At 50.0% G+C, this 16,185-nt stretch carries 15 protein-coding genes; 5 read left to right on the top strand and 10 right to left on the bottom strand.

Going from position 1 to position 16,185, the window contains the following annotated elements; translation table 11 throughout:
• Window positions 1–72: 72 nt before the first annotated feature.
• From FS806_RS14305 to queF, 3 genes are all read right to left on the bottom strand, one after another.
• On the bottom strand, window positions 73–309 hold the full coding sequence (locus tag FS806_RS14305; RefSeq protein ID WP_144937698.1) for a ferredoxin: 237 nt from the start codon (window positions 307–309) through the stop codon (window positions 73–75).
• A gap of 227 nt (window positions 310–536) precedes the next feature.
• Entirely contained in the window at window positions 537–1,826 is a 1,290-nt protein-coding gene (locus tag FS806_RS14300; RefSeq protein WP_144937695.1) for a DNA polymerase IV, read from the bottom strand.
• Window positions 1,810–2,169, bottom strand: coding sequence for a preQ(1) synthase (gene queF, locus FS806_RS14295; RefSeq protein WP_144937692.1), 360 nt, complete (start codon window positions 2,167–2,169; stop codon window positions 1,810–1,812). Before queF ends, FS806_RS14300 begins: the two co-directional genes overlap by 17 nt.
• A gap of 331 nt (window positions 2,170–2,500) precedes the next feature.
• Between queF and cimA the strand changes: the two genes are divergently transcribed.
• On the top strand, window positions 2,501–4,117 hold the full coding sequence (cimA, locus tag FS806_RS14290; RefSeq protein ID WP_144937689.1) for a citramalate synthase: 1,617 nt from the start codon (window positions 2,501–2,503) through the stop codon (window positions 4,115–4,117).
• Between the two features lie 310 nt (window positions 4,118–4,427).
• Here the strand turns inward: cimA and FS806_RS14285 are convergent, their stop codons facing one another.
• Entirely contained in the window at window positions 4,428–4,961 is a 534-nt protein-coding gene (locus FS806_RS14285; RefSeq protein ID WP_144937686.1) for a TlpA family protein disulfide reductase, read from the bottom strand.
• A 172-nt stretch (window positions 4,962–5,133) separates the two neighbouring features.
• Here FS806_RS14285 and FS806_RS14280 point away from each other — a divergent pair, with 172 nt between their 5' ends.
• The 3 genes from FS806_RS14280 (at window position 5,134) to FS806_RS14270 (ending at window position 7,824) form a co-directional block, all read left to right on the top strand.
• The gene (locus FS806_RS14280; protein ID WP_144937683.1) at window positions 5,134–6,426 is read left to right on the top strand and encodes an MFS transporter; all 1,293 of its coding nucleotides are present in this window, start codon (window positions 5,134–5,136) and stop codon (window positions 6,424–6,426) included.
• 129 nt (window positions 6,427–6,555) lie between these two features.
• On the top strand, window positions 6,556–7,017 hold the full coding sequence (locus FS806_RS14275; protein ID WP_260982095.1) for a MerR family transcriptional regulator: 462 nt from the start codon (window positions 6,556–6,558) through the stop codon (window positions 7,015–7,017).
• Window positions 7,018–7,134: 117 nt separating this feature from the next.
• Window positions 7,135–7,824 (top strand): zinc metallopeptidase, encoded by a 690-nt coding sequence (locus tag FS806_RS14270; protein WP_144937678.1) that lies wholly within the window; start codon window positions 7,135–7,137, stop codon window positions 7,822–7,824.
• 102 nt (window positions 7,825–7,926) lie between these two features.
• Here the strand turns inward: FS806_RS14270 and FS806_RS14265 are convergent, their stop codons facing one another.
• The 5 genes from FS806_RS14265 to FS806_RS14245 all read right to left on the bottom strand — a co-directional run bounded on the left by FS806_RS14265 (window position 7,927) and on the right by FS806_RS14245 (window position 13,375).
• Window positions 7,927–8,889 (bottom strand): MTP-1 family protein, encoded by a 963-nt coding sequence (locus tag FS806_RS14265; protein WP_144937675.1) that lies wholly within the window; start codon window positions 8,887–8,889, stop codon window positions 7,927–7,929.
• A 26-nt stretch (window positions 8,890–8,915) separates the two neighbouring features.
• Entirely contained in the window at window positions 8,916–9,992 is a 1,077-nt protein-coding gene (locus FS806_RS14260; protein WP_144937775.1) for a glycoside hydrolase family 130 protein, read from the bottom strand.
• 63 nt (window positions 9,993–10,055) lie between these two features.
• Entirely contained in the window at window positions 10,056–10,934 is an 879-nt protein-coding gene (locus FS806_RS14255) for a carbohydrate ABC transporter permease (protein ID WP_144937672.1), read from the bottom strand.
• An 11-nt stretch (window positions 10,935–10,945) separates the two neighbouring features.
• Window positions 10,946–11,935 carry a carbohydrate ABC transporter permease gene (locus FS806_RS14250; protein ID WP_144937669.1) on the bottom strand — a complete coding sequence of 330 codons (990 nt, stop codon included), beginning with the start codon at window positions 11,933–11,935 and terminating at the stop codon, window positions 10,946–10,948.
• A 111-nt stretch (window positions 11,936–12,046) separates the two neighbouring features.
• Complete coding sequence (locus FS806_RS14245; RefSeq protein WP_144937666.1) at window positions 12,047–13,375, bottom strand: ABC transporter substrate-binding protein; 1,329 nt, start codon at window positions 13,373–13,375, stop codon at window positions 12,047–12,049.
• Between the two features lie 442 nt (window positions 13,376–13,817).
• Between FS806_RS14245 and FS806_RS14240 the strand changes: the two genes are divergently transcribed.
• The gene (locus FS806_RS14240) at window positions 13,818–14,852 is read left to right on the top strand and encodes a LacI family DNA-binding transcriptional regulator (protein ID WP_144937663.1); all 1,035 of its coding nucleotides are present in this window, start codon (window positions 13,818–13,820) and stop codon (window positions 14,850–14,852) included.
• 289 nt (window positions 14,853–15,141) lie between these two features.
• On the opposite strand, the gene gltC is transcribed toward FS806_RS14240, so the two are convergent.
• A complete protein-coding gene (gene gltC, locus FS806_RS14235) occupies window positions 15,142–16,041 on the bottom strand; it encodes a glutamate biosynthesis transcriptional regulator GltC (RefSeq protein WP_144937772.1) in 900 nt (299 codons plus the stop codon).
• Between the last annotated feature and the right edge of the window lie 144 nt (window positions 16,042–16,185).

The raw sequence follows: 16,185 nt of genomic DNA, 5'->3' as shown, positions 1-16,185 counted from the left end.
GTACTCTTGTAGCATTATAGAAATAAAAAACCGCCCCATCTGTGAGGCGGCCAAGAAAGCCAAGAGGCAAAATTACATATCGAAGGGCTCATCCGCAACTTTAATCGAATCGGTCGGACAGCCGTCCTGAGCATCCTGAAGATCATCAAACAGATGTTCTGGGATTTCTTTAATCCCTCTGTTCTGATCATCATCATAGATGACTTCGGCAAGTCCCTCGTCATCGTAATCATAGATGTCTGGGGCAGTCGCTCCACATGCACCGCATGCAATGCATGTTTCTTTGTCCACCCAACTGTACTTACCCATTGCCAATGATTCCTCCTTAGGACTCAATCCGAATATTTCTTGATCTTGGTTAGTTATTCGATGAAATGGTTGTACGCTTCTTTCCGGGTACGGACTAATGTCCGGGCCGCTATTCTCAATACCCGCCGCTGTCGGGTTCCCGGTCTTCTTCCCGCTCAAATCACTATACTATTAAAGCTAAACTGATTGAATGTTCTCCGCTATCTTCATTGAAGTACGGATTAGTGTCATCCTTCGTCATCTGCGCTGCGCAAAAAATCGGTTTGCAGAGAAGTCCCCCGAATTTTATGATTGCGTATCAGCGAAGACGGATCCTCTCCAATCATTCCTGCCGTCAGCAGGGAGCTTTCCCCGAATTTATCCCGGATTTGGTCCATCGCTTCGTTCAGCTTGTCCTTCTTACACGATTGCTCCAATTCGAACAGATCAAGCTGGATCGCCGCCTCCGCTTTGGGCTGCAGGTTCTGCAGCGTAATGCCCAATAAGCGGACGGGCTTGCCCGTTTCCCAATTGAGCTGAAATAACCGGCAGGCTTCCTTGTAAATAAGGTCCGTATGCTCCGTAGGCTGATTTAAGGTCGTCGATCGCGTTATCGTCTTCATGTCCGGGTCGCGAATCGTAATCTGGACGGTAGTGCAGACCAGCTTCTGCCTCCGCATTCTTCTGGCGGTCTGATCGGCCAGATTGAGGAATACGCGACGGATATCCTCCGGATCGGTAAAGTTATACGGCAGTGTGGTCGTATGTCCGATCGATTTGTTCGGTTCTTTCTCCGCCTTGACCGGCGAGTCATCCAAGCCGTTGGCTGACTGCTTGAGCCATTGGCCGTAGACTCCGAACTGCCTGACCAGAATCTGTTCGTCGGCGGCGGCAAGCTCACCGATCGTGCGGATATTCAGCTTAAGAAGCTTGGAAGCCGTTTTGGAGCCGATCCCGTACAGCTCTTTGCAGGGCCTGCTCCAAAGCAGCTTAGGCACATCTCTCAAGCGGAGCACCGATATCCCGTTAGGCTTCTTCATATCCGAAGCCATCTTGGCCAACAGCTTATTGGGAGCTACACCGATAGAGCAAGGGAGCGACAGCTCCATACGGATTCTCTGCTGAATCTCCCGGGCGATTTCCAGCGGCGTGCCGAACTGGCTCGAACCGGTAATATCTACGAAGCATTCGTCAATAGACATCGTTTCGACTAACGGAGAATATTGGTACACCAACTGGATGAACTTCCGGGAAAAATCCCTGTACAGCTCGAAGTCCGGACGGATAAGAAGAAGGTCCGGGCACAGCCTGAGAGCCTGGCCAACCAGCATCCCGGTGCGGATTCCTCGTGCTCTGGCTGCGTAAGAGGACGTGACGATGATGCCTTTGCGCAGCTCGACGCTGCCGGCTACCGCGATCGGCTTGCCGGCATAGAGGTCGGGCTCTGACGCTTCGTGAACGGAGCAATAGAAGGCATTCATATCAATATGCAGAATGACCCTTCCATTGCGCGGATAATAGTCACTGGCCTTCTTCATACTCGGCGCGAACCGTGGTATATATTCCGCCCCGCACATTGAATTTGCCGGTAACCTGAAGCTTGCGCGGCTTAATAAAATCCACGAAGTCTTTCAGTATTGCATTCGTGACATCCTCATGAAAATGCCCCTCGTCACGGAAGCTCCATAAATACAGCTTCAATGACTTCAGTTCAACGATATAAGGACCGGGAATATATTTAAAAGTAATGGTCGCAAAATCCGGCTGGCCGGTAACGGGACATAATGCCGTAAATTCCGGGCATTCGATCTCAACCTCGTATTCGCGGTCAGGATGTGGATTGGGAACCGGTTCTAAAGTTCTCGTCGGTCTTGTAGACATGGTGCAGCACCTCCCTAATTTATTTTAACCATTATCAGCATACAACCAGTCGGTTCGGCGGTCAAGCTTCCGGTCCCGATGCCGCTGCAATCCTTCTTGTTATTGCTTAAAGAGGAGAAAAATCCCTGTGGGTACCTCCACAGGATGACCGGCTGAGAGGAGGTTGTCTGCAGAGGTTCGAATTTCCGATCATCACATCATCACTGCTTCTGCCGAGCCCAAACTTTGTTTCTGAATTATAAAGAGAAAGCCACTGTTTTCATACGGGACTAGATGTTATAATTAAGTGATAAAAGATTCGACTGGAATCGGAAATTCTGAGGGGGCGGACATGTCTAATCAAATTTTTGTCTTCGATACAACATTGCGGGATGGAACCCAGGGAGAAGGAATCAGTCTATCGGCTGAGGATAAATTCAAGATCGCGCTGCGTCTTAACGCTTTGGGCGTTCATTATATCGAGGGAGGCAATCCCGGCAGCAACAGCAAGGACATCGAGTTTTTCCAGAGGGTCAAGCAGCATAACTTCAATGCGAAGATCGTAGCCTTCGGCAGCACCCGACGGAAGCATTCGGTAGCCGAACATGATGCGAGCCTGAACCGGATCGTCGATTCCGGAGTCCGGGTCTCTTCTCTTGTGGGCAAGGCATGGGATTTTCATGTAACAACGGCATTGCAGACGACTTTGGAAGAAAATCTGGCGATGGTATTCGATTCGATATCCTATTTGAAGCAGAAGGGCTTGGAGGTTTCCTTCGACGCAGAGCATTTCTTCGACGGTTACAAGCATAACCCGGAGTACGCCATAGCCGTACTGGAGAAAGCTCAGGAAGCGGGAGCGGACTGGCTGGTCATGTGTGATACGAATGGGGGTACACTGCCCGGGGAAATTTTCGAAATCGTATCCAATGTGAAGAGCCGGATGAAGACCCCGCTCGGCATTCATACCCATAACGATTGTGAGCTGGCTGCAGCCAATACTCTCGCAGCCGTACAGGCTGGGGCGGTTCAGGTTCAGGGAACGATTAACGGCTACGGGGAACGGTGCGGCAATGCGAACCTGTGCTCCATCATCCCGAACCTTCAGTTGAAGCTGAACTACCGCTGTATTTCGGATAACCAGCTTCAGCAGCTAACCAGTGTGGCTCGTTACGTGAGCGAAATCGCCAACGTGAACATGCCCGTTAACCAACCGTATGTGGGAACTGCCGCTTTCGCACATAAAGGCGGAATTCACGTCTCGGCCATTCTGAAGGACCCGAAGACTTACGAGCATATTGAGCCTGAGCTGGTCGGAAACAAGCAGCGCGTGCTCGTATCCGAGCTGGCCGGTCAGAGCAATTTGCTGTTTAAAGCCCAGGAGCTTCACCTGGACATCGACCAAGATCCCGAGAAGACCAAGCTTGCGATTGAAAGGGTTAAACAGCTGGAGCACCAAGGCTATCAATTCGAGGGAGCGGATGCTTCTCTGGAGCTGCTGCTCCGTCAAGAATTCGGTGAATTGGAGGAAATTTTCACGTTGGATTCCTTCAAGATCCTGGTCGAGAAGAATGCCAATCACAAGGTGGCATCGGAAGCGATCGTCAAGCTGAATATGCACGGCAACACCGTCTATATGGCCGCCGAAGGCAACGGCCCGGTGAACGCACTGGATAACGCATTGCGCAAAGCTCTGGAGCAGTTCTATCCGGAAATCCGGAACATGCACCTGTCCGACTACAAAGTCCGGGTCATCAACGAGAAGGATGCGACCGCAAGCAAGGTCCGGGTGCTTATTGAATCTTCCGACGCCAACACCAAGTGGAGCACAATCGGCGTCTCCGAGAACGTCATCGAAGCGAGCTGGGATGCTCTTGTCGATAGTATGCGCTACGCACTGATCGGCAAACAACCGCTGGAGCCTGCGAATTCCCAACCGCCGACACGGCTCGGTCTCGTTAACCACTAAACTACCCCAAGGTTAAACGGTTATCGTCGTCCTTTGGACAGGCGCGTTTACCGATGAAACATAAGAACAGGTATAAGGTGTAACTAACTTATACCTTCTTATATTAAAAAAAGCTCCTAACGGAGCCTCTTCGAAGACGAATAACCCGGTTTTAAAGGAAGCTTTTTATGCCAATTAGAAAGTTGTTCCATTTTAATGTTTTAATGAACTTAAACTTTCTAATGTGGTTAAATAAAGCTGTCCGCCGCGAAGATTACCTCTTCCCGGCAGACAGCTTTTTTCGTGCTGCTATAGGTGTTCATAAGTCTGTTCAGCGATCGATCAGCTTTTTAATTTTGCGCTCCAGCTCCTTGGGCTCGACCAAATTAATCACCTCAGCGATGACTCCGTTCCGGTCGATCAGGAAGCTTGTCGGAATGAAATAAAACTGATAGAGCTCGCTTGCCTTGCCCTCTTCGTCCAGCAGAACCGGAAAAGTAAATTCATGCCGTTCCACGAACTTCTTGGCATTCTCCAGCTTATCGTTTCTTGTAATGTTGACTGCGTACATATCCAATTGATCTGAATACTTGTCGTATAACCTCTTCAAGTCGGGCGCTTCCATCTCGCAGGGTCCGCACCAGGAGGCCCAGAAATTCAGGAACAACGGCTTATCCCTCGCCCCGCCCACATTATATGTCTGTCCGTCCAATCCCTGGAGGCTGAAAGACGGCGCCAGAAACTCCGGCTTCGGAGCGGTTTCCGTCGGCAAAATCACTTCCTTATCCTTCGCCGCAAGATTCTGATAAATGGCCAACCCGGATAAGATAACAATTCCGATCAACACAATCCAATTTCTTTTCATTATCTCAAATCCATTTCTAAACTAGGGTATACCTAATAATATCCCAAATTGCCTTCTTTTCCATTCATAAAGCGGTACAAATGTTTGAACTTTTTGGCTTCCGGCCTCCGGAATGAATCAGGTCCATGGCGGGAAAAGTAAAATCATTACAACACTGTAGAGGAGCCCCAAGATGGAAAAAACTAAGCCGAACACTTTGGATATCACCTTCGAAAGCGACATAGAAGAACCTGTTTCCCGTCCCAAAAAACGTAAAAAGAACGGCGGCAAATCCAAAGGGAGCTTTTGGGAATTTTTCGCCATTGCTTCCATCCCCCTTGTCTTGGTTCTGGGAAATTCCATGCTTATTCCCATCCTGCCCGATATGGAGCGGGAGCTTGGGATATCGCAGTTCCAAAGCAGCTTGGTCATTACGTTGTTCTCCGTTTCGGCCGGTCTGGTCATTCCCTTCTCCGGTTATTTATCGGACCGCTTCAGCCGCAAAGCCGTAATTATCCCCTCCTTGACCTTGTACGGAGCTGCGGGGATTCTCGCAGGCTTCGGAGCAGTCTGGGAATCCTATTGGGTTATTATCGTTTCCCGGGCACTGCAGGGAATCGGCGCAGCGGGCACCGCCTCCATTGCAATGGCGTTGGTCGGCGACCTCTATGACGGCGCAACCGAGAGCAAGGTACTTGGCTTGACGGAAGCTTCCAACGGCATAGGCAAAGTGGTAAGTCCAATCATCGGTTCTCTTCTGGCCTTAATCATATGGTACGCCGCCTTCTTCGCCTTTCCGGTGTTCTGTTTCATTTCCCTCGTTTCGGTCATCTGGTTGATCAAGGAACCGGCGAGGGAGAAGGAACCGTTAAAATTCAAAGCCTATGCGCAGAAAATAGGCGGCATTATGAAAGAAAAGGCCAGTTGGCTGGTCACCGCCTTCTTCGCGGGCTCCCTGGCGCTTTTTATCCTGTTCGGAGTTCTGTTTTATTTATCTAACATACTGGAAGAACCCCCCTATTCCATCGACGGGGTGGTGAAAGGTCTCGTGCTGGCCATTCCGCTGTTAGGCATGGTGATTACCTCGTATACGACCGGGAGTGTTATTAAGAAGAACGGCATATTGATGAGATGGCTGATGAATATCGGACTCGTCTTAATGACGGTTTCATTGGCGCTCACGATATTTCTGTTTAACAATATCTACATTTTCATCGGATTGCTTACATTAAGCAGCATCGGCACAGGCCTGCTTCTTCCCTGTCTGAATACAATGATAACTGGCGCCGTATCCAAGTCGGAACGCGGAATGATCACATCCATGTACAATAGCCTGCGCTTTCTAGGCGTTGCCTTCGGTCCCCCCCTGTTTGGATGGATGATGGAGAAATCCCATTCCATTGTATTTATTACGGTGTCCGCCTTATCATTAGTGGCGCTGGGGCTCGTTTTCTTCCTGATCAAGCCCGACGCCAAGGTGAGCTAACCGCCGTAGTCCCACTAGGATAAATAATACGGAAAACGGCGGGTATACCCCCAAATAATTCACACTTTATTCAAAAGCATAACGTTTGACTGTATGGTTCATATTCATGTATCATGAAGCATAGAAGATATTAGAAAAGGGGGACAACCGGATGGGGATAACAAGCTATTTCGCATAGGAGAAATCGCTAGAATGGCGAATGTCAGCCAAAGAACAATTGATTATTATACCAAGCTTGGGCTCATCTCTCCGGAGAAGCGGTCGAACAGCAATTATCGTTATTACAGCTATGAAACCTTAAACCGTTTGAAACGTATTGAAAGTATGAAGAGAGAGAAATTCACCTTGGAAGAGATCAAGAGCAGTCTTGATTTGATCAATAAGGTCAGCAATGACGAGCAAGTGAATGACAGGCTGGCCGCTCTGCAGCTGCAGATGCAGCAATTGGAGAAGGAAGTCAAGGAGCTCAGTCCTCTGATTGACCAGCTCAAGCCGAACCAGGCCAAGAATTTGTACAAACTTCTGACTCCGCAGAGCGCCGCCGTCATCGAAGCTCTCCTGCTCTTACTCGGCAAAGGCCCTCTTCTATAACGGCTGTTCCAGACATACTGAAGCCTTAGTATGAGCTGCCAGGCCAAGCTTTTTCGAACGTTATGAACTTATCGGTTCATCTTTTTTCGTTATATCCTATAAACAGGGGGATTGTGTATGTTCTTCTTCTACTACCCATGGGACCTTTTGATTTTGGCTGCCTTCGGTCTGTCCATCTGGGCTTCCTTCCGGGTTAAGGGCACCTTCAGGAAGTGGTCCGAAGTACCGACAACGTATGGCCTGACCGGTTATGAGGCTGCCCGGAGAATGCTGGATGCCAACGGGCTGCATGATGTGCCGATCGAACCCGTTCGTGGAGCATTAACCGACCATTACGATCCGATTAATCGTGTGGTTCGCCTTTCCGAACCGGTTTATTACGAAAATTCCATATCCGCCGTTTCGGTCGCATGCCACGAGGTTGGTCATGCTATCCAGCATAAAGAAGCATACCCGATGCTGGTAGCGCGCCACCGGATGTTCCCGGCCGTCAACTTTAGCTCCGGGATTGCACCGCTGTTGATCATTGCCGGAATAATCTTTCAACAATTTAATTTCCTGCTGCTTGTCGGGATTATTTTCTTCTCGGCAGCTGTCCTGTTCCAGCTTGTTACTCTGCCGGTTGAATTCAACGCCAGCAGCCGGGCACGCAGCTTGATGGTGGCCGAAGGGTTCATCACGAACGAGGAAGAAACGGGAGTCGCCAAGGTACTGAATGCCGCTGCGCTGACCTACGTCGCCGCCGCATTGATCTCCGTCCTCGAGCTGCTTAAATACATCGCCATTTTTAACAGCCGCAATGAATAACCGCCTTAACCGGCATAGCGGTTAAAAGATTCTATAATAAAGAGCGAGGCTAGTGGTTGTCCACTAACTCTCGCTCTTTCTTTTTTATCATTTGAACATAGGTCATTTAGACTTTGTCTGGCGTTCATATCCGGCAAACGGATCCTTGATCGTCACCTTCTGTGCTTCCGCGTCACTGATGCCTGCATATAAATCCGCTGTGCCGTCCGAATGACGAATCAGCCCGCCGCTAAAAACAACATCGACCAGGTCGGGGCGCTTGGCAGGGCCCTCTACGAAGTTGGCACGCTCTGCGATAATTTCCATATCGGAATGTGTTTCGGTGTGCGGGTCAAACACGAATATCATCGGATAATAATGACGGTCCCCCCGTTCGTCAAACTGTGCAATATGGCCCAGTATGCCTAATAAACCGTTGGAGAGCAGGTGAACCTCGTTGCCTCCCCCCCATTCTTCATCAGAAAATTGCCCTTGCAGAAGAGGAGCCTGCAAAACCACTTCTTGAGACAGCTCATCGAGGGAATTGATCTTCGTGAAGCCTATTTTGCCTCTCCCTCCTTTGTCTCCCTGTGGGCGGGTGAAGATACCGATCTTACCATCCTGCAGCTGCACTAAGCGCAAATCTTTCATCTGGTCGGGACCGCTAAAGAACGGCTTCAAATCGGCCACTTTCTTCCCTCTGTAAAATACGGTCCGCCAGCTTAACTCCCCTTCACGCTGCGGATGTGGAAACGTCTCTACACCGCCGAAAATCAGCTCCCCGGAAATTTTTGTGAAGAACGGGTCCTGGAGCTCAAAGCCGGGAGCCCCCTCCCGCGGTACCCAGCGGCCATCGCGCATTACAAAAAAGTAAATTTCGGAAGCCTCGCTATTCCGCTCTTCCACCCTTCCCGCTATGACCATTTCTCCATCGTCCTCAAAAGGAGCGGATATATTGTAGACGTCCCGGTCGCCTACCCCGCCAAAAAGCAGCTTTTCAGCGTTATAGGGCTTGCTTTCCCCTTTTCTGAAGGCTTCAAGCAGAACAGAACACGATTTTAATCCGCTGTTTTTTAATTCACCCATTGTCTCCGATTTTCCTTTCAAGTCTATTATTGATCGCTTTGATCCTTTAATCGGTTTATTAACGGCTGCAGTTCAAAAGTTACACTGGCCATCGATTCGTCACAAACGCCATAGTACATCGTAACTCGATTATCACGCACCACAGCACCGCACGCAAATACGACCTGGTTAAAGAAACCACTGATTTCATATGGTGCCTCGGGAAATAAAACAGGTTCTTTCAGACGGGCGATGACCCGGCCCGGCTGCCGAAGATCCAACAGAGCGGCCCCCATGCAATACCGGTTAGCCCGGTCGGCCCCGTGATAGAGGACAAGCCAGCCGTCATCGGTTTTGATAGGAACACAGCCTGCCCCGATGCGCTGATCGTCCCACAATCCGTCCCTTAATCCCATTAAAAACTGATGATCCCCCCAATGCTTCAGATCCGAAGAAGTGGCAAGCCACATTTCAGGCGCCCCGATTCCTTCCGGAACCGGGCGGTGCAGCATGTAATAACGCCCTTCAATCCGCTCGGGAAAGATGACGGCGTCTTTGTTAGTCGGCGCCAAAATCAGCCCTTCCCGTTGGAATCGGACGAAGTCCCGGGTGGATAGCAGCCCGACGCCGACGCCCTTATCGGATACCGCGCTGTAAGTAATGTAATAATGGTTATCGAGGAAAGTAATGCGCGGATCCTCGATACCCCAGCACTCTGCCCGGCCTTCCGGCATTATACTAGGGCTTTCCTCTATCGTAAAACGCTCGCCGTCGCGGCTGCGGGCAACCCGCAGATGCGATATGGACGTCAAATACAGGGTGCGGCCGTCCCGGTCACGAACAACGCGAGGATCGCTAAAGTCGAGATTCGGATCGTTTCTGTCGAGCTTTACCGTCTTCATTCGTGTGCCCTTACCGCCATCGCAGACATCCGTGTCCAGCACGGGAACCAATAAGTGATTCGGATCCATCTGCCGGGGGGATTCCGCTACACGCAGCAATAGAATGATTTCATCATTAATCTGCGCAACTCCTGCATTAAAGGCGCCAAGCACCTCCCATTCAGGAAACGAAGGCACAATATCGCCCGGAGTAATCAAAGGATTGAGCCGACAGCGCTGCATTGTTGTTTGGCATGGTTCTACCACAAGTATCCTCCTTATCATCGGGTTTCTCTATCTATTGTGTTAATCTTTAATTCCGGTAAAAGTAATACCTTCTATGAAATAACGCTGAGCGGCAAAAAACAGCACAATAACCGGCAGGGCCACGAGCGTCGACATGGCCATCAAATAATTCCACTGAGGCGCTTCATTGACTCCGCCCATAAAGAAATACATTCCGACATTTAAAGTGTAGAGCTCCATATTGGTTAAATAGATCAGCGGACCGAGGAAGTCGTTCCAATACCCGCGAAAAGCAAAGATCGCCACAGCCAGTAATGCGGGAACGATCTGCGGCAGCATGACGTGATAAAACGTTTGGAACGTATTGGCTCCGTCTATCTCCGCCGCATCATCAAGCTCGCGCGGCAGCGTCAGAAAAAATTGCCGCAAGAGAAAGATATAGAACGGACCCCAAGCGGTCCAGGAGCGCAGTACGAGAGGATCGAACTGTCCGGTTAGCCCTAGCTTCTGCCAAATTAGAAACGTCGGAATGAGCGTCACGTGAAAAGGAAGCATCATGGTGGCAAGCAGCACTAGAAAGATGAAGTCGCTCCCCGGAAAACGGAACCGGGCAAAGCCGTAAGCCACGATAGTGGCGCTCGCCATTTCCCCGATGATTCCAAGCGTGACGATAAACAACGTATTCACTAAGTAACGGTTGAACGGCATGGCAGTCCACGCATCAATAAAATTGTGCCATTGCGGCGGATCGGGAAACCACTGCGGCGGCCAAGCGAAAATATCTCCATCTGCCTGCAGCGCGGTGGACAGCATCCAGAAGAAAGGAACGAGAATGACCGCTGCCAATAAGGTAACGACTGCATAAATGAGCGTCCGTTTTATTCGGTTTAGGCTTTTTCTGGACAAGGACCCGGTTACGGCATAAGCTCCATTCAACACGACATCACCTCCTATTTCCGCATATCGGATTCATAGTGAACCCAGGCCGGGGTTGAGCGAAAGACCAGAAGCGTAAGCACGAGGATGATAATGAACAGCACCCAGGCGATTGCTGAAGCTTCGCCCATGTGAAGAGCAGCGAAGCCCCGCTCATACACAAGCTGGTTCATGAATTTGCCTGCGGCCGAGGTTGGCCGGACAAACATCGCAATCGTGAAAATCTGCAGCGCGCCAATCATCCCCATAACCACCTGAAGCAGAATGACAGGCGAAATTTGCGGAACGGTAATGTGCCGGAACTTCGCCAACGCGTTCGCTCCATCGATTTCCGCCGCCTCATACAAGGATCTCGGAACTCCCTGCAGACCGGCCAGGAAGACAACGGTATTCGTCCCGAAAATCCCCCACACGCTCATAATGATGAAGGCGCCAAGAACGTAATTCGGGTCCCCGAACCAATTGGGTTTGTCCATCCCGAATAGCGCAAAGAACGGCGAAAGGGAGTAATTGATAATGCCCGATTCACTGTTAAACATCCATCTCCAGAGCAGCGCGACAGCCACTTCGGGCAGGACGGCCGGCAGGAAATAAATCGTTCGGAACGTACCGATCCCCTTGATCTTGTTGTTCAACAGCATCGCTACCAGCAGCGCACCGACTACCCCGATCGGCAGCGATAAAGCGGCGTACAGCAAAGTAATCCGGATCGAAGGCCAGAACTCGATATCCTTCGTGAACAAGTAAATATAATTATCCAGCCCTACCCAATTGGCCTTCCCAAATAAGCTGGAGTCGGTAAAGCTTAAATACAGGGAATTAAGCAAAGGATAGGCGGTAAAAATCAGAAATCCGACCATCCACGGGGAAACGAGCGCTACGCCCATAGCCTGCCGCTTCCTCCAGCCCAGCTTCAGAAAGATAAAATAGAGGGCGCCGGCAATAGCAAACAAGCACACTGGAACAAGCAGCCAGCGCATCAACGTTGCCGTGTAGTTTTCCATAGCGCCGCCTCCTTTCGATCGTCAAAGTCATGTGTTGGCCATTTGTTGTCTAGCAGGAATAGGAGGCAGAAACGATAACTGCCTCCCACCCTTTCCATTTATGAACCTCGGCTATTTGTTTAACACGCCATCCAGCAGCTTCTTCACCTGCGGAATGAGCTCCTCCGGATCCGTGCCCGCATTGACTATCGGATCCATCAACTGATTCCAGAATATATTGTCCCAATCTGGATAATTCGCAAAGTACCGATAAGGCCTTGCATGCTCCATCGATGCAATTATCGCCTCTAACGAGTGAGACTTCTTAGGATGCATTTCCTGCAGCTTCTTCAGATCGGCAAGCGAGGTTCGCGGCGGCATGATTTTCCAATGATGAATCGCATCGGTAAGATCGACCAAGGCTTCGAAAGCTGCATCCGGATTTTTCGTCTTGGCATTGATCCCCATGCCCAGAATATCGCCGAATGTCGCTTTAATTCCTCCCGGCCCCGCCGGCACCCGATAGGCCTGCACATGATCTATCGTTGAATCCAGATCGTCGGCTGCACCTCCCATAAACATTGCTACCTGACCGCTCCTGAACATTTGATCGAAACCGCGGTCGCGGATAACCTGCTGGGAAGGAGTCAGCGGGCCGTTAATCAAATCAGCATAGAATCGGAAAGCTTCCAGCGACTCGGGAGAATCGATCGGAGATTCCCGGAAATCCTCCGTAATTACCTCCCCTCCATTCTGCCAAATGAACATTTGGACCGGCGGCCAGCCATTGACCGTGAATCCCCATTGAGCTACTGCATTAGCGTTGAACGCAGGATCATCCGCTGTTGCTCCGCTTGTATCCTTGGTCAATTTTTTGGCTGCATGGATAAAGTCATCCCAGTTCCAAGACTCGTCGGGATAGTCGATGCCCGCTTCATCGAACAGAGCTTTGTTCACATACAGCATAATAGGCTGCTGCAGCCAAGGAAGCCCGTAGATCCTGTCCTTATATGTGAAAGGCTGCAGTGAAGCTTCATAATAATCCTCTGTATTGGCCGCGGGATGATCCGACCCTTTAAGACGCTCCGTAATATCCAGCATCACATTCTGAGAAGAGAACTGTGCGGCCCGCTGCGCGCTTATCCAGAGCAGATCGGGCCCGGATTGCCCTGTAAGCTGGGTCAGAAGACGGGTATCATATTCTGCAGGATTGGAATCTTGAATGATTTGATATGTAGATGATTGATTGTTCAGCTTGTCGAGTATCTGCTGCAGTTCTTTAGCTTCATCCGCCCCCGCCCATGTAGCCAGCCGGATTGTAACCTTGCCGCTACCTTCTCCGGACGATTGGCCTCCGCCGCCGCTGTCTCCATTACCGCTGCCGCTTCCGGAAGAACATGCGGTTATCGCGAGAGTAAGAATAATTGCACAAACAGACTTAAATAAGGAAAATGGTTTCAATTGACTCGCCCCCTGTAAAATCAATTTACCTAACAGCCATTCAAAAACATCATCCCAAACAGCCACCCGGCTGCCTTGTTGAACCTTATAAGACCAACGACGGCTTATTCAAGGCTCCTTCCAATGTTCTACGTGACTATTGTTATCTGTCCGCCATCTCCACCTTCTTTAAAGATAGTCGACTTCCCACTGCTAAGTGGCAAAGAATCGAAACTCAACATTACACGTAAAATAGTAATCCAATTTGTAATGTTGATTTGTCCATTACAAAATCATTATCACCTTAACTGGCAACGCTGTCAATTAATATTTTGTAAATTTGTCCGTACTTTTTTCTGCAAAAAAGCGTTTTCGATTTACAATACAGCGATTCTCCTGTATAGTGTATTTTGTAACGTTACAAGAAAATGAAGGGTTAGGTTGCAGAGAGAGGTTTTTAATTATGCGTAAAAAAGTCGTTATGCAGGATATTGCCGATCGCATGAACATATCCAAAAACTCGGTCTCCCAAGCGCTCTCAGGCAAGGACGGGGTAAGTGAGGAAACACGGCAGAAAATTATTAAAACCGCCGAGGAAATGGGTTACCGCTATAAGAAAAAAACGAGGCCGTCAGACCGACAGCAGGTTAAGACTATCGGGCTTATTGCCTCGGAATTCGCATTTTCGATGCAAAACTTCTTCGGACAGATTTACCTTGCCATCGAAAGCGAAGCACAACGACACGGTATCAATCTGTTGATCCAATCGATTACACCGGCTGCAAGGGACAGCTTAGTCCTGCCCTCCTTTATCGATAACTATAATGTGGACGGCATCCTCATTCTGTCGCATATTAGTACGGATTATATCAATAAGGTGATCGATCAGGGGATACCGACCGTGCTCATCGATCATCATCACCCGCTGATTCAAGCGGATGCGGTTCTCACTAACAACCGGTTCGGCGCTTACACCGCTGTCAAGCATCTCCTGGACCTCGGCCATCAGGATATCGCCATCATCGGGAATGTCAATTTTTCGCCCAGTTACCAGGAACGGTGGGAAGGATATATGCTGGCTCTGAGGGAGCACGGCATCGAGCCCCAAGCGGAGCGCATGTTTATCGATGTGCAGGAGGACGGGGAGCTTATTGACGAACTGGTCACCTCCCTCGATCGGCAGCCGAACGCCTGGTTTTGTCTGAACGATGGGTACGGTTTCTTCGTCTGCTCCTCCTTGGGAAAAGCAGGCTTCCGGATCCCCGAAGACATTTCCGTCTGCGGCTTCGACAACAGCGATTTCTCCCAAATGTCCGTTCCTAAGATTACAACGATTGACATCGATCTCAGCCGTTTTGCCCATAAAGCCTTCTCCCAGTTGATGTGGCGCATTCAGCATCCGGAAGAAGTTCATGTGGAAATATTGCTGCCTACTCACCTGATTACCCGCAAATCTACCGGGAAGCGCAGCAGCGGCGTCATGCAGCTTAAGAAATAATGCTCTATGCTTGCTGAGAGCCTGGACAGGCCGCCACATAGCCATGCGGTCTTCCTAGCGATTCACGGTATCGTTCAATCACATGTATGAGGTGATTCTCCGGAATGTCCTCTTCACGCCCATCATTTAGCAAAAATTATGGTGTATACAAAGAAACCGTCTCCTTTTTGTAAATGGTTGTTGATCCTTCCAATTTACATAAGAGACGGCTTTTTTTTGCTTTTCAATTGGCGAAACAGGGCGGTTCCATCATCTTCAATGACTTACGGACAGCGCTGTGCTCATGCCTTTACTGATTCCGATCATGGCCGAAGTAGTCCAGCAAGAATTCTCGGAAGGCCTGCACGACGGGAGACAGCTTCTCGCTTTTGCGGCGGATCAGGCCGATCGTCCGGGTAACCGTCGGCTCAATGACACGAACCCTGGCCGGCTGCAGCTTGGAAGTTTCCATCAGAGCCATCTCGGGCATCAAGCTGACCCCCAGGCCGGCAGCGACCAGCCCGCGAATCGTATCCGTCTCCTCCCCCTCGAAGCCGATTTGGGGGACGAAGCCCGCCTTCTTGCAGGCTTGCAGAACGATCGTTCTAAGCGAGTAGGCATCGCTGAACATAACGAACGGTTCGTCCTTCAATTGATCCAACCGGATCGTAGCCTCCCCCGCCAGAGGATGGGTATCCGGAAGAATTCCGAACAATTCTTCCGTCAGCAGAATTTCTCCCGATACATAGTTATGAGATTCGGGGAACGGGGAGATGAACGAAAGATCGATTTCGCCTTCGATCACATCACGAATGAGGCTGAAGAAAGTTCCCTGTCTCAGCTTGAATTTAACATCAGGGTAGTGCTGTCGGAACTTGGCTATGACGGTTGGCAGCAAGGCTATACCCAAGCTGTGCGGGAAGCCGATTCTGATCTCGCCGCGTGTAGGATCCAGAAATTCCTTGACCTCCACCACTGCCCGGTCCAGTTCGTTTAATATTTCTTCAATCCGGGACAGAAACAGCTTGCCGACCGGAGTTATTTGCAGGTTCCTCCCTTTTTGCACAAAGAGAGTGACCCCCAGCTCCTGCTCCAGCTGACGAATTTGTCTGCTTACTGCCGATTGCGCAACATGCAGCTCTTCCGATGCCTGCGTCACATGCTGCTTCTTGGCTACCTTAACAAAATAATGCAATTGTCTAAGCTCCACTTTTCCATTCCCTACCCTTTCCCCGGACCCAGCCGTTCCCGCCGTCAGCACAAGCCCGCTATTAAGCGTCTTTACATGTTCGTTATTGGACAAGTATCAATTACTCATATTATAATAGGATGAAGCAAAAGCCAAATTTTAGGT

This window comes from Paenibacillus sp. 32O-W, assembly GCF_007679495.1.
Classification (GTDB): Bacteria; Bacillota; Bacilli; order Paenibacillales; family NBRC-103111; genus Paenibacillus_L; species Paenibacillus_L residui.
This window is presented reverse-complemented; position numbering and strand designations above follow the sequence as displayed.